This window comes from Novosphingobium sp., assembly GCF_039595395.1.
GTDB lineage: Bacteria > Pseudomonadota > Alphaproteobacteria > Sphingomonadales > Sphingomonadaceae > Novosphingobium.
Map to the genome: position 1 here is coordinate 2,186,666 of NZ_JBCNLP010000001.1, position 12,327 is coordinate 2,198,992.

Here is a 12,327-nt window from a genome sequence, read left to right on the forward strand (position 1 = left end):
CTCAACTTCGAAACGGGAGAGAGAGATGCGTCTGGCAACTGTGCGCGATGGGACAGCCGATGGGCGTCTGGTCGTGATCGCGCCCGATGGTGAGGGCTGCACGGAGGCCCCGGTCGCCACGCTGCAACAGGCTCTTGAGCAATGGGACAAGGTTTCCGCAGCGCTGGCCGGGATTACCGATTTCCCGCAGGCGCTGGATCCGGCCCAACTGGCCGCGCCTCTGCCGCGTGCGTGGCAATGGCTCGATGGCTCGGCGTTCGCCAGCCATGGCGCGCTGATGGACAAGGTTCTGGGCGTCGAACCGCTCAAGACCGAGCGTCCGCTGATGTATCAGGGCGTCTCCGACCGCTTCTATGGCCCCCACGACGATGTCCGCTTCCCCGAAGAGGATCTGGGCATCGATTTCGAAGGCGAGTTCGGCGTGATCGTCGATGCCGTACCGATGGGCACCACGCCCGAGGCGGCGATGAAACACATCAGGCTGATCGTGCAGATCAACGACTGGTCGCTGCGCAAGCTGGCCGGTCCCGAGATGAAGACCGGCTTTGGCTGGGTTCAGGCGAAGCCGCCCTGCTCGATGGCGCCCTTTGCCGTCACGCCCGATGAACTGGGCGAAGCGTGGAAGAATGGCCGCGTCTGCCTCAACCTGCTGGTCGACTGGAACGGCAAGCGTTTCGGCGCCGCCAGCGGCGAACCGATGGGCCATGGCTTCCACGAACTGGTCGCCCATGCCGCGCGCACCCGCGATCTGGTGGCAGGCACGGTGATCGGTTCGGGCACCGTTTCCAACGAGAATTTCCGCGAGATCGGCTCCTCCTGCATCGCCGAGCAGCGGGGGATCGAGATCGTGGATGAGGGCGCCCCGCGCACCGACTTCATGCGCTTTGGCGACAGCGTCCGCATGGAAGCCGTCACCCCCACGGGCGCATCGCCCTTTGGCATCATCGAACAGAAGGTCATCAAGGCATGAGCGACATCCTCTCCGACAGCGGCCTGCCTGCCGTGCAGCGCGTGGTCACCGGGCACAATGAGGATGGCCGCGCCATCTTCAAATCCGAGGATATCAGCCCCACAAAAATGATCCCCTCGGGCGATGCCAGCTTCCTGACGATCTGGACGACCGAAACCGTCCCCGCCGACAACAATGACGAGCGCGACGGTCGCGATCTGCCCACCGGCCTCACGCTGGAGCGTGGCAGCGTGATCCGCATCACCGATATGCTGCCCGGCAAGGAAAGCCCGATGCACCGCACCAACAGCATCGACTATGGCATCGTGCTGAAGGGCGAGATCGAGCTGGAGCTGGAGGATGGCCGCAAGAAGACCATCCGTGAGGGCGGCATCATCATCCAGCGCGGCACCAACCATCTGTGGCGCAACACCACCGACAAGCCCACCCGCATCGCCTTCATCCTGATCGAGGCCCCGGCCTATCTGCATGAGGGCCAACCTCTGGACGAGGCCAAGCCCGAGCATGTCGCGCATTGATGAGCGCACCAGACTTCGGGCTGAGAGGCCGCGCCGCCCTGATCACCGGCTCCACCCGCGGCATTGGCCTCGCCATCGCACAGGGCATGATCGCGGCGGGCGCCCGCGTGATGATCTCCAGTGAGGATGCCGGGGATACCGCAAGCGTCGCCGCCGAACTGGGCATGCCGGGCATTGCCTGCGATGTCGCCGATGATCATGCGCTGGGGCATCTTGTCTCCGGCACGGTGGCGGAGCTGGGCGGCCTCGACATTCTGGTCTGCAATGCCGGCATCACCGGGCGTCCCGGCCGGTTCGAGACCGTGGATATGGCCGATTACGCCCGCGTCATGGCGGTCAACCTGCGCAGTCAGGTGGTGCTGACCGGCCTGGCCCTGCCGCATGTGGCGGAGCGCCAGGGCAGCGCGGTGCTGATGTCCAGCCTGTCGGGCCTGCGTGGGAACGGGGCGATCAATGCCTATGCTCTGGCCAAGGCGGGGGTGGCGCAATTGGCGCGCAATCTGGCGGTGGAATGGGGGCCCAGAGGCGTGCGGGTCAATGCCATCTCGCCGGGCTTTATCGCCACCGAACTGTCGCAACCCTTGCTGGACAACGAAGCCTTTATGGCCCGCCGCATGGCCATGACACCCCTGCGCCGCCCCGGCACGCCGGAGGAGGTGGCGGGCGCCGCGATCTTTCTGGCCAGCCCGGCGGCTGGCTTTGTCACCGGCCATAATCTGGTGGTGGACGGGGGCACGCTGATCACCGACGGCAGTTGAGCCAGCCCCTCCTGCCGCATCGATCAACAGGCTGCGGAACAATGGATTGGACAAGGACGCCATAAAGGCGTGACTGCGCAGCATATAAAGGAAAGGGAGATGTATGCCTGGGGATGATATCCCGCCGGGGAGCCCGTCAGGCGCGAGAGTGACGGTGATGACCGGCTTTTCGCTGCTGCTGCCGATCACGCTTTCCACCATGGCGATTGTGCTGCTGGCGCCGATCCTGCCGCAGATCATGCAGAATTTCAGCGCGGTGCCCGGCTATGACTATTGGGTGCCGATGATCCTGACGATCCCGGCGCTCTGCGTGGCCCTGTTCTCGCCCGTCGCGGGCATGCTGGGGGACCGCTTCGGGCGCCGCCGGCTGCTCATCGGCAGCTTCGTGGTCTATGGCGTGGTGGGCATCGCCCCGGTGTTCCTGCAGGACCTGACCGCCATTCTGATCAGCCGCGTCGGCGTGGGCCTGGCCGAGGCGCTGATCATGGTGCTCTCCACCACGATGATCGGCGACTGTTATCAGGGTGCCGCACGCGACAAATGGCTGGCCGGGCAGACGGCCTTTGCCTCCATGTCGGCGCTGATCTTCTTCAATGTGGGCGGCCAGTTGGGCGCGCATGGCTGGCGCATGCCGTTCTGGGTCTACAGCTCGGCATTGGTGATGATGGCGCTGGTGATCCTCTTCACCCGCGAACCCGAAAACGGCGAGAACAGCCTTGCCGACGGGGCGCATCATGGCGCCCGGCCGCCTTTCCCCTGGGGCCGCATCGGGACAATCATGGGGATCACCCTCTATGGCTCGGTGTTCTTTTACACGGTGCAGATCCAGGCCTCGCGCGGGCTCAATGTGTTGGGCGTGACCGATCCCGCGCAGGCCGGTTTTCTGACCTCTGTCGCCAGCATCGGCGTGCCTCTGGGCACTTTCATCTATTCGCGGATCGGGCGCTGGCCGGTGCAGCGCCTGTTGGTGCTGGAATTTGCCCTGCTGGCGATCGGCTTTTTGACGATGGGCCGGGCGAGCGCCCCGAACGGCTTCCTGATCGGATGCTTCTTCAACCAGTTGGGCGCGGGCATGTTGCTGCCCACCTTGCTGGTCTGGGCCATGAGCCTGCTGCCCTTTGATATCCGCGCGCGCGGTGCCGGGCTGTGGCAGGCCTCTTTCGCTTTGGGACAATTCCTCAGCCCGGTGGTGGTGACCTTTATCACCCGGCAGGTGGGCGGGTTGCTGGGCGCTTTCACTGTGCTGTCGGCGGGAGCGGTGATCGGGCTGGTTCTGGTGCTGCTGGTTGCGGGGCGCGTGTCTCGCCCCGACACGGCTGCCTCCATCAAGGGCATGCTTCATGGCTGATCGTCTGGCAGGCAAGCTGGCGGTGGTGACCGGGGCCGCCCATGGCATCGGGCAGGGCGTGGCGCAGATCTTCCGTCAGGAGGGGGCTACGGTCATCGGCATCGACCGAGCCGGGGCCGACCGGGATTGCGATCTGCTGGATGAGGAGGCGGTCAGGGCGCTGTTTCTCGCCATCGGGCAGGAGCATGGGCGGATCGACATTCTGGTCAATGCGGCGGCCTTTGCGGTCTTCGACTGGATCGAGACGCTGAGCTATGCCGATTGGAAGGTCACTCTGGCCGGCGAACTGGACATCGTCTTCCTGCCGACGCAGGCCGCATGGCCATGGCTGAAGGCTAGCGGGCGGGCCAGCGTGATCAATTTCGGCAGCGCGAACGCGCGTCATGCTCTGGAAGGCTCACCGGCGCTGGCGCATTGCGCGGGCAAGGGCGGCGTGCTGGCCATGACCCGTCAACTGGCGATGGAGGGCGCGCCGCATGGCATTCGCGCCAACACCATCGCGCCGGGCTTCATCCGCACGGAGGCCACCGCGCGCCACCTCGATCAGGACCCGACGTTTCGCGACAAGGTGCTGGCCAAGAACATGCTCAAGCAGCTTGGAGAGCCGCAGGATATCGCCTGGGCCGCTGTCTGGCTGGGCAGCGATGAGGCGCGCTATGTCACGGCAGGGGATTTCCCCGTCGATGCCGGTTGCACGGGCTGGTAGGCTTTCACCCGGAGGTTGAGGCCCTCGGCGGTTCGGCCAGAAGCCGCGCACCGGGCCCCTCGGCTGACAGCGCATCGCCTGGGTTGCGCAGCGGGCAGTCCTCCAGCGACAGGCAGCCGCAGCCGATGCAACTGTCGAGCTGATTGCGCAACTGGATCAGGCTGGTGATCCGCTCATCCAGCATGGCGCGCCATTCGCGGTTGAGCGCATCCCATTGTGCCGCCGTGATGGGGGTGGACTGATAGCGGTCCATATGTTCCTTGATCAGCGCCAGCGGCAGGCCCGCGCGCTGGGCGACGCGGATGATCGCCACACGGCGCAGCACGCGCCGACCATAGCGGCGCTGATTGCCGGTGGTGCGCCAGCCTTCGATCAAACCCTTTTTCTCGTAGAAATGGATCGTCGAGACGGGCACGCCGCTGCGTTGAGCCACTTCGCCCACGGTCAGGGAGGGATGTGCGTTCAGTGTGGTATTCCTTATCCAATGTTCAGGTTTGATAGGGGGTGTCGCCTCATCATCCAATCAGAAAAACTTGGAGGAAAAATCGGAAATTCCGATCTTGACCTCAAGTTTGGTTGAGGTTGTATGGAGCGTGTCGGCCTGCTTCCCGGCAGGCCCCTCTGCCCCGGCGGAGGCATCCTGAGGAGGCCGACATGATCCTGTTCTACCAACCGCTCAACCCGCAGACCTGCCCCAACTTGCAGGTTTGGCGGCGCGAAACGGTCACTGTCGAGACCTCGGGATCGCCCAAAGCGATAGCCGATAGCTCCAGCCGGGGCGCAGAGCGGTGACGGCTGTGGAGGAGAACAGGCAAGGCGCGCCCCTGCGGATCATGGCGATCACAGCTCTGGGCCTGATCGTCCTGCTGGGCGGATTGTTCGCATGGCGCATGATGCGCAGCCGCAACCATCAGGAATGGCAGCAGCAGGCCGTGCCGGTCGCCGCCGTCGAGGTGCTGCCGCGCGAGGTCCCGGCATCGATCGAAGCAGTGGGCGCCCTGACCGCCGTGCGCGAGGTGGTGCTCTCGCCCGAAGTGGCCGGGCGCATTTCCGCGATCCGCTTCGCCGCCGGGGATCGGGTGAGTGCCGGCACGCTGCTCGTGCAGCTTTATGACGGGCCGGAACAGGCCGACCGTCAGGCCGCGGCCGCCAAGGCCGGTTTCGTTCAGGCACAATTCGACCGTTCACAGGGGCTGGCATCGAGCGGCGCGGAATCGCGCGAATTGCTCGAACAGCGCCGTGCCGACCGTGATCAGGCTGCCGCCGCCGTCCGCCAGATTGAGGCAAGGCTGGTGCAAAAACAGGTGCGCGCGCCCTTTGCCGGTCAGATCGGCATCCGCCGGGTCAACCTTGGGCAATATCTCAACCCCGGTGACACGGTGGCGACGCTGACCGCGCTGGACCAGCTTTATGTCGACTTCGCCGTGCCTCAGCAGGAACTGACCCGGTTGAAGCCGGGCATGCAGCTTGCCGTGACCAGCGATGCCTTTCCAGGCCGCAGCTTCACCGCCCGCGTCAATGCCGTGGAGCCCGCCATCGGCAAGGATACGCGCAATGTGACGGTGCAGGCGCAACTGGCCAATCCGGACCTCGCTTTGCGCCCCGGCATGTATGTCACCGCCGCTCTGGCCCTGGCGCCGCATAAGGATGCCTTGCTGGTGCCCGCCACCGCGATCCAGACCTCGGCGCAGGGCGACAGCGTGATCGCCATTCGCGGTCAGCATGCGAAGACCGGGGGCAGCGCGGAGGTCGTCCCCGTGCAGACCGGCGCGCGCATGGGCAATGCGGTGATCGTTACCAGCGGGCTGCGCGCGGGCGACGTTATCGTCGCGGACGGCCCGTCGCGGGTTCAGCCGGGCGCGCAGGTCAAGGTCGTGCGCCATGTTTCGCAGGAGGGGCGCTGAGATGGCCTTCACAGACCTGTTCATTCGCCGCCCGATCCTCTCCATCGTGGTCAGCCTGCTGATTTTTCTGGTGGGGCTCAGCGCGGTGTTCGCGCTGCAGATCCGGCAATATCCGCGCATGGAAAGCGCGACGATCACCATCGATACCGCGCTGCCCGGCGCCACGCAGGATGTGATGCAGGGCTTTGTCACCACGCCCATCGCGCAATCCATCGCGACGGCGGCGGGGATCGAATATCTCACCTCCACCTCGACGCAGGGCAAGAGCCATATCGCCGCCAAGCTGGTGCTGAACGCCAATGCCGACCGGGCGATGACCGATATTCTCGCCAAGGTGCAGCAGGTGAAATACCGCCTGCCCAGCGGTGTGACCGATCCGGCGATTGCCAAGATCACCGATGGCGCTTCGGCGGTACAATATCTGGCCTTCACCAGCGACCGTCTGTCCTCATCGCAGATCGCTGATTTCGTGAACCGCGTGGCACGGCCGCTGATTACCTCAGTACCGGGCGTGGCTTCGGCCGAGATCAGCGGCGGTGCGCCTCTGGCCATGCGTATCTGGGTCGATCCGGTAAAGCTGACCGGGCGCGGCATGAGCGCCAGCGATATCGGCAATGCCCTGCGCGCCAACAATGTGCAGGCCGCGCCGGGGCAACTCAAGGGCGGCAACACGGCGATCAACATCACGGCGGGTACCGATCTGCGCGATGTCGACTCCTTCCGCCAGATGGTGGTGAAAAGCGGCGCCGATGACAGCATTGTGCGCCTTGGCGATGTCGCCACGGTGGAGCTGGGCGCGCAGAATTACGATGCGCGCTCGCTGTCCTCGGGCCGCGCGGCGGTCTGCATCGCCATCGCCCCCACGCCCGACGGCAATCCGCTCGAGATCGTGGCAGGCGTGAAGGCGCTGTTGCCGCAGATGCAGCGCGTGGCGCCGCCGGGGCTCAAGGTCATCAGCCAGTTCGACACCGCCCATTTCGTGGAAGCCTCCATCGATGAGGTGGTGCATACCCTGCTCGAAGCGCTGGCGATCGTGGTGGCGGTGATCTTCCTGTGCCTGGGCTCGCTGCGCACCGTGCTGATCCCGGTGGTGACCATTCCGCTGTCGATCCTCGGCGCCGCCGCGCTGATGCTGGCCTTCGGCTTCAGCGTCAACCTGCTGACCCTGCTGGCGATGGTGCTGGCGATCGGTCTGGTGGTGGACGACGCCATCGTGGTGGTGGAGAACATCCACCGCCATATCGAGGAAGGCGCCGGCCCCTGGCGGCGGCGCTGATCGGCGCGCGCGAAGTGGCGGGGCCGGTGATCGCCATGACCCTCACGCTGGCGGCGGTCTACGCGCCGATCGGCCTGATGGGCGGGCTGACCGGCGCGCTGTTCCGCGAGTTCGCCTTGACGCTGGCCGGCGCGGTGGTGGTATCCGGCGTGGTCGCGCTGACGCTGTCGCCGGTGATGAGTTCTCTTCTACTGCCGGCCAAACAGAGCGAAGGGCGCGTGGCGCGCGCCGCCGAGTGGTTCTTCGGCGGCCTGACGCGGCGCTATGCGCGCGCGCTGGATTTCTCGCTGCACCACCGTTGTCGGCGCGCGGCGCGGTGTTGCTGGCGGTGCTGGTGATGATGGCCAGCCATTGTCGTCTTCTTCACCGGATGCCGCAGCGCGAACTGGCGCCGACCGAGGATCAGGCCATCGTACTGACCGCGATCAAGGCGCCGCAGCACGCCAACCTGGACTATGTCGAGCGTTTTGCGTACAAGCTGGACGAGGTTTACAACCGCATGCCGGAAACCGAAAGCCGCTGGATCATCAACGGCAGCGACGGCACCGCGTCCGGCATCGGCGGCATCAACCTGACGCTGTGGCAGGCGCGCCAGCGCTCGGCGTCGGCCAGATCCAGGCCGAGATCACCGGCAGGAGCGCTGCGGTCACCGGCGTCTATGCCACCGCCTTTCAGGACAGTCCCCTGCGCTGCCGGGCTCCACCGGCGGGCTGCCGGTGCAGATGGTGCTGCGCTGCGCCGCAGGACTACCCGGAGCTCTACCGCACCCTGGAAGCGATCAAGCGGCGCGGCATGGGGCAGCGGCCTGTTTCGCCTTGGTGGACAGCGATCTGGCCTACGACAGCCCGCTGGCGGAGGTGCGATCGACCGTGCCAAGGCCAACAGCCTGGGCATCCGCATGGAGCGACATCGGCGAATCGCTGGCGGTGCTGGTGGGCGAAAACTACGTCAACCGCTTCGGCATGGACGGGCGCTCCTACGATGTGATCCCGCAGGTCCCGCAGGACAGGCGCCTGACGCCCGACAACCTCGGCGCTTTCTATGTGAAGTACGTTCGCACGCAGGACAATACGCTGGTGCCGCTCTCCACCGTGGTGTCGGTGGCCGTTAAGGTCCGCAGCCCAACAAGCTGACCCAGTTCAACCAGCTGAACGCGGCCACGCTCTCGGCCATCCCGGCGCCCGGCGTGACGATGGGCCAAGCGGTGGACTTCCTCGAAGGCCGCAGCCTCTGCCTCCGGGCATGAGCGTCGACTGGCTCGGCGAACCGCCGCCAATATGTGCAGGAAGGCAACCGGCTGACCGTCTCCTTCGCCTGTCGCGCTGGTGGTGATCTTCCTGGTGCTGGCCGCGCAGTTCGAGAGCCTGCGCGATCCGCTGATCATCCTGGTCACCGTGCCGCTGTCGATCTGCGGCGCGCTGGTGCCGCTGTGGCTGGGCTACGCCACGCTGAACATCTACACCCAGATCGGGCTGGTGACCCTGATCGGGCTGATCAGCAAGCACGGCATTCTGATGGTCGAGTTCGCCAACGAACTGCAGATGCATCAGGGGTTGACGCGGCGCGCCGAGGCGATCGGCGCCAGGCCGCCGCCGTGCGCCTGCGCCCGGTGCTGATGACCACCGCGGCGATGGTGGCCGGCCTGGTGCCGCTGCTGTTCGCCAGCGGCGCCGGCGCGGCCAGCCGCTTCGCGATCGGCATCGTGGTGATCGTGACCGGCATGCTGGTGGGCACGCTGTTCACCCTGTTCGTGCTGCCCACGGTCTACACGCTGCTGGCCGGTGATCATCGGCGCAAGGAGGCCCACCAGCCCACCGTGGACGCGCAGGAAGGGGAGATGGCCCATGCGTAAGAGCTTGTTCCCGGCGTTTCTCGCCACGCTGCTGGCCACCGCCTGCACGGTTGGGCCGGACTATCATCGATCGGTTGCGGCCCTTCCAAAGGGCGGCCAGTTCGTGACCAAAGGGCAGGGCATCGATCCCGCCGCGCCTCTGCCCGACGACTGGTGGCGGCTGTACCGCGATCCGGTGCTGGATGGGCTGATCGCTCAGGCCTTTGCCGCCAACACCGATCTTCGGGTGGCGGCGGGCAATCTGGCCAAGGCGCGCGCGGTTCTCTCCGAAGCAAGGTCGGCGCGGCTTCCGGGCACCAGCCTGTCCGCAGGCGGCGGCTATGGCAACACCGTCAGCTTTGGCAGCGGGCAGGGCGGCTCGGCTCAGATCGGGGAGGGGCAGGGCTTTGGCAACGCCTCGGGCTCGCTGTCGTGGGAGGTCGACCTGTTCGGCCGCATCCATCGCAGCATCGAGGCCGCCCGTGCCGATGCCCAGGCCGAGGAGGCCGCGCGCGATGGCGTACGCGTGCTGGTCGCCGCCGAGGTGACGCGCTCCTATCTGGCGGCCTGCGCGCAGGGCCATGCACTGGCGGTCGCGCGGGATTCCGCGCAGGTGGCCCAGCAAAATCTCGATCTGGTAATGGCACAGGAAAAGGCCGGTTCCGTCGCGAATTTCGATGTGGAGCGCGCCGCCGCCGCCGCCGCGACAGCCCGCGCCGCTCTGCCCGCTTTCGAGGCGCAGCGGCAGGTGGCCCTCTTCGAACTGGCGGCTCTTCTGGGCCAAACGCCCGATGCCATTCCTCAGGCAGCGCAGGGGTGCGCTATCCCCCCCACCCCCACCTCTGTGCTGCCGGTCGGTGACGGCGCCGCTTTGCTGCGGCGTCGTCCCGACCTCCGTGAAGCCGAGCGGCGCCTTGCCGCCGACACCGCACGCATCGGTGTCGCCACGGCTGACCTCTACCCCAAGGTCAGTCTGGGCGGCTTCCTCGGCTTTCTGCGCAGCGAAACGGTGACGGGCAGCAATTCCCTCTCCTATTCGCTGGGCCCGGCGGTCTCCTGGTCCTTCCCGAACATCGCGGCCGCCCGCAGCCGGGTGAAGCAGGCCAAAGCGCAGGGCGATGTCGCGCTGGCAAGTTTCGATGGCAAGGTGCTGACGGCGCTGAAGGAGGTCGAACAGGCCCTGACCTGCGTGGAAACCGGGCAAAAGCGGCTCGACGATCTGGCCGAGGCGCAGGCGCGCGCCGAGCGGGCATGGCAATTGGGCGACCGGCGTTACCGGGCCGGTTCGATCTCGCTGCTCGATATGCTGGTGGTGCAGGGGGCGATGCTCGATGCGCGCTCTGCCCATGCGGCGGCGCTGACCCAGCTTTCGTCGGACCGGGTCGATCTGTTCAAGGCGCTTGGCGGCGGATGGCAGAGCGTACCGCCTGCCTTGTGATCCTGTCCTGTCGGGGCGGGCCTCTGTCGCCCGCCTCGACAGTCAGGACACGACATCGATGATCACCCTTCTGTAGCGGGTCAGGCGTGGTGTGCCATGGTCGGTCACCGCAAGGATGACATGGATGGTGCCCGTGCCGGGCGGTACGGTGCGGTCGGCCTTCACAGTCAGCCAGGCTTTGGGCTGGTCGCTGTTCTGGACCGGCAGTTTGACCCCGCTGCTGTTGAAGCTCATGCTGCGGGTGCCGGGCTCCTCATAGACGAACCAGTCATAGGAGAGGGCATCGCCATCGGGATCGCTTGATCCTTCCGCGCTTAGATCCACGCGCTGGCCGATATGGGCGGTGATGCGGTCGGGCATACCCAGATGCGGGACCGGTGGATGATTGGCCTGAGCATAGGGCTTGACCGTCCAGTCCATGCGCGCGGCAAAATCATTCTGGAAGGCCGAGCGCCAGCGCCAGATCGTGGCATATTGGTCATCATGCCACTGGCCGTCATGGCCTAGAACCTCATCGCTGGCATCGGTCCAGATCGGGCGGGTTTCGGGGGCGAGGAACCATTTGCGCATCGGGGGCGTGTAGAGCTCATAGCGGCCGCCCCAACCGCCCCAGTCGGGGTGATCCGGCGCGTTGAGGCCGTTGCTCAGCAGATAAAGGAAGGAGGGCGTGTCCCCCTCCATCTGATACTTCCAGTCGGGATATTCGTCGGAGAGCGGCCCCTTGCCGCGAATGTTGCGGTGGCCCCATTCGTTGGTGACCAGCGCGTAATCGCCCCCGGCAAAGCGGCCATGGAAGGTGTCGCCGCTGATGCCGATCCATGTCGATTTATGGAAGGTGGCGCCGGGGCTGACGATGTAGAACAGCTTTGGAAATTCGCGGCGTATCCAGGGCCCGCTGTCGTCCTGATCCGATATGGCATAGACGCGCAGCTTGGCCACAAAGCGGTCGAGGTCTACTTTCGAGCGCGTCTGCCGCACCTTCCACAGCGCCTGAGCCAGCGCATTGGGCCCGCCCCAGACGGTGACCCACAGTGGCCTTGCATCATGGCGGTCCACGGCATGGATCAGCAAATCCGAGCCTTGCGTGTCTTTCCCGGCGCCGACGCCCGCCATGCCATCGAGGTCCGACCCTCGGGCGATCAGGGGCTGCAGGGAGGTGGCAGCGGGAAACCCGCGCTCATGCTGTTCCAGATTGTCGCGCACCTTGGCGTAGGCGCTTACGACATGGCCGATCAGTTCCGGGAAGACGCCATCGGCATTGCGGGTCGCCACCAGCCCCTCAATGTCGAACTGGTTGGCATAGGTCATCAGCCGCACCATAGACATCTTGTCGTCGGGATCGCTGCCGATATCGGTGGTGACGAAGAGGCGGATTTTTTCGGGTTGGGGGTCGGCCCTACCTGTCTGCGCTGTCGCCACTTGTCCCGCGATGGCGGTGCAAAGCATGGCCGCCAAGATCATTCTCGCCAATCTCGCCATCATCCCCACCCGCGCCATCTTGTTGCTGCCACCGGTGTCATCGTTCTTAGATACGGTGGTCGGGCGCTGCAAGCGGGCAATGATCCATGTGTAGGGGAG

Annotated in this window: 14 protein-coding genes and 1 pseudogene; 13 read left to right on the plus strand and 2 right to left on the minus strand. The window is 65.9% G+C overall.

Annotation, left to right across the window (positions count from 1 at the left end):
* Positions 1–25: 25 nt before the first annotated feature.
* The 5 genes from ABDW49_RS10095 (at position 26) to ABDW49_RS10115 (ending at position 4,300) form a co-directional block, all read left to right on the plus strand.
* Positions 26–970, plus strand: coding sequence for a fumarylacetoacetate hydrolase family protein (locus tag ABDW49_RS10095; protein ID WP_343611626.1), 945 nt, complete (start codon positions 26–28; stop codon positions 968–970).
* Positions 967–1,488 (plus strand): cupin domain-containing protein, encoded by a 522-nt coding sequence (locus ABDW49_RS10100; RefSeq protein WP_343611628.1) that lies wholly within the window; start codon positions 967–969, stop codon positions 1,486–1,488. Before ABDW49_RS10095 ends, ABDW49_RS10100 begins: the two co-directional genes overlap by 4 nt.
* Complete coding sequence (locus ABDW49_RS10105) at positions 1,488–2,246, plus strand: SDR family oxidoreductase (protein WP_343611630.1); 759 nt, start codon at positions 1,488–1,490, stop codon at positions 2,244–2,246. Before ABDW49_RS10100 ends, ABDW49_RS10105 begins: the two co-directional genes overlap by 1 nt.
* A gap of 157 nt (positions 2,247–2,403) precedes the next feature.
* Positions 2,404–3,594, plus strand: coding sequence for an MFS transporter (locus ABDW49_RS10110; RefSeq protein WP_343614231.1), 1,191 nt, complete (start codon positions 2,404–2,406; stop codon positions 3,592–3,594).
* Positions 3,587–4,300: an SDR family oxidoreductase gene (locus ABDW49_RS10115; RefSeq protein WP_343611632.1), complete on the plus strand. Its 714-nt coding sequence runs from the start codon at positions 3,587–3,589 to the stop codon at positions 4,298–4,300. The genes ABDW49_RS10110 and ABDW49_RS10115 overlap by 8 nt, the downstream gene beginning before the upstream one ends.
* A gap of 4 nt (positions 4,301–4,304) precedes the next feature.
* Here ABDW49_RS10115 and soxR read toward each other — a convergent pair whose 3' ends face one another.
* Positions 4,305–4,766, minus strand: coding sequence for a redox-sensitive transcriptional activator SoxR (gene soxR, locus ABDW49_RS10120; RefSeq protein ID WP_343614233.1), 462 nt, complete (start codon positions 4,764–4,766; stop codon positions 4,305–4,307).
* A gap of 188 nt (positions 4,767–4,954) precedes the next feature.
* On the opposite strand from soxR, the gene ABDW49_RS10125 reads away from it, so the two are divergent.
* The 7 genes and pseudogenes from ABDW49_RS10125 to ABDW49_RS10155 all read left to right on the plus strand — a co-directional run bounded on the left by ABDW49_RS10125 (position 4,955) and on the right by ABDW49_RS10155 (position 10,749).
* Entirely contained in the window at positions 4,955–5,092 is a 138-nt protein-coding gene (locus tag ABDW49_RS10125; protein WP_343611635.1) for a hypothetical protein, read from the plus strand.
* A gap of 41 nt (positions 5,093–5,133) precedes the next feature.
* Positions 5,134–6,204: an efflux RND transporter periplasmic adaptor subunit gene (locus tag ABDW49_RS10130; protein WP_343611637.1), complete on the plus strand. Its 1,071-nt coding sequence runs from the start codon at positions 5,134–5,136 to the stop codon at positions 6,202–6,204.
* Between the two features lies 1 nt (position 6,205).
* Positions 6,206–7,818 (plus strand): annotated as a pseudogene (locus ABDW49_RS10135) (efflux RND transporter permease subunit).
* Positions 7,819–8,295: 477 nt separating this feature from the next.
* Entirely contained in the window at positions 8,296–8,613 is a 318-nt protein-coding gene (locus ABDW49_RS10140) for a hypothetical protein (RefSeq protein WP_343611639.1), read from the plus strand.
* A 195-nt stretch (positions 8,614–8,808) separates the two neighbouring features.
* Positions 8,809–9,096, plus strand: coding sequence for an efflux RND transporter permease subunit (locus tag ABDW49_RS10145; protein WP_343611641.1), 288 nt, complete (start codon positions 8,809–8,811; stop codon positions 9,094–9,096).
* Complete coding sequence (locus ABDW49_RS10150) at positions 9,075–9,332, plus strand: efflux RND transporter permease subunit (RefSeq protein ID WP_343611642.1); 258 nt, start codon at positions 9,075–9,077, stop codon at positions 9,330–9,332. Before ABDW49_RS10145 ends, ABDW49_RS10150 begins: the two co-directional genes overlap by 22 nt.
* Positions 9,325–10,749, plus strand: a complete 1,425-nt coding sequence (locus tag ABDW49_RS10155) for an efflux transporter outer membrane subunit (RefSeq protein ID WP_343611644.1) — start codon at positions 9,325–9,327, stop codon at positions 10,747–10,749. The genes ABDW49_RS10150 and ABDW49_RS10155 overlap by 8 nt, the downstream gene beginning before the upstream one ends.
* 42 nt (positions 10,750–10,791) lie before the next feature.
* On the opposite strand, the gene ABDW49_RS10160 is transcribed toward ABDW49_RS10155, so the two are convergent.
* Positions 10,792–12,195, minus strand: coding sequence for a nucleoside hydrolase-like domain-containing protein (locus ABDW49_RS10160; RefSeq protein WP_343611645.1), 1,404 nt, complete (start codon positions 12,193–12,195; stop codon positions 10,792–10,794).
* On the opposite strand from ABDW49_RS10160, the gene ABDW49_RS10165 reads away from it, so the two are divergent.
* A complete protein-coding gene (locus ABDW49_RS10165) occupies positions 12,194–12,322 on the plus strand; it encodes a hypothetical protein (RefSeq protein ID WP_343611647.1) in 129 nt (42 codons plus the stop codon). The two genes, ABDW49_RS10160 and ABDW49_RS10165, sit on opposite strands and share 2 nt — an antisense overlap.
* Positions 12,323–12,327: the final 5 nt, after the last annotated feature.

Bases quoted from the DNA above. Each gene is read 5' to 3' on its own strand.
- ABDW49_RS10095 (WP_343611626.1), top strand. From the start codon at position 26: ATGCGTCTGGCAACTGTGCGCGATGGGACAGCCGATGGGCGTCTGGTC.
- ABDW49_RS10100 (WP_343611628.1), top strand. From the start codon at position 967: ATGAGCGACATCCTCTCCGACAGCGGCCTGCCTGCCGTGCAGCGCGTG.
- ABDW49_RS10105 (WP_343611630.1), top strand. From the start codon at position 1,488: ATGAGCGCACCAGACTTCGGGCTGAGAGGCCGCGCCGCCCTGATCACC.
- ABDW49_RS10110 (WP_343614231.1), top strand. From the start codon at position 2,404: ATGACCGGCTTTTCGCTGCTGCTGCCGATCACGCTTTCCACCATGGCG.
- ABDW49_RS10115 (WP_343611632.1), top strand. From the start codon at position 3,587: ATGGCTGATCGTCTGGCAGGCAAGCTGGCGGTGGTGACCGGGGCCGCC.
- ABDW49_RS10125 (WP_343611635.1), top strand. From the start codon at position 4,955: ATGATCCTGTTCTACCAACCGCTCAACCCGCAGACCTGCCCCAACTTG.
- ABDW49_RS10130 (WP_343611637.1), top strand. From the start codon at position 5,134: ATGGCGATCACAGCTCTGGGCCTGATCGTCCTGCTGGGCGGATTGTTC.
- ABDW49_RS10155 (WP_343611644.1), top strand. From the start codon at position 9,325: ATGCGTAAGAGCTTGTTCCCGGCGTTTCTCGCCACGCTGCTGGCCACC.
- ABDW49_RS10165 (WP_343611647.1), top strand. From the start codon at position 12,194: ATGGCCGCCAAGATCATTCTCGCCAATCTCGCCATCATCCCCACCCGC.
- ABDW49_RS10160 (WP_343611645.1), bottom strand. From the start codon at position 12,195: ATGCTTTGCACCGCCATCGCGGGACAAGTGGCGACAGCGCAGACAGGT.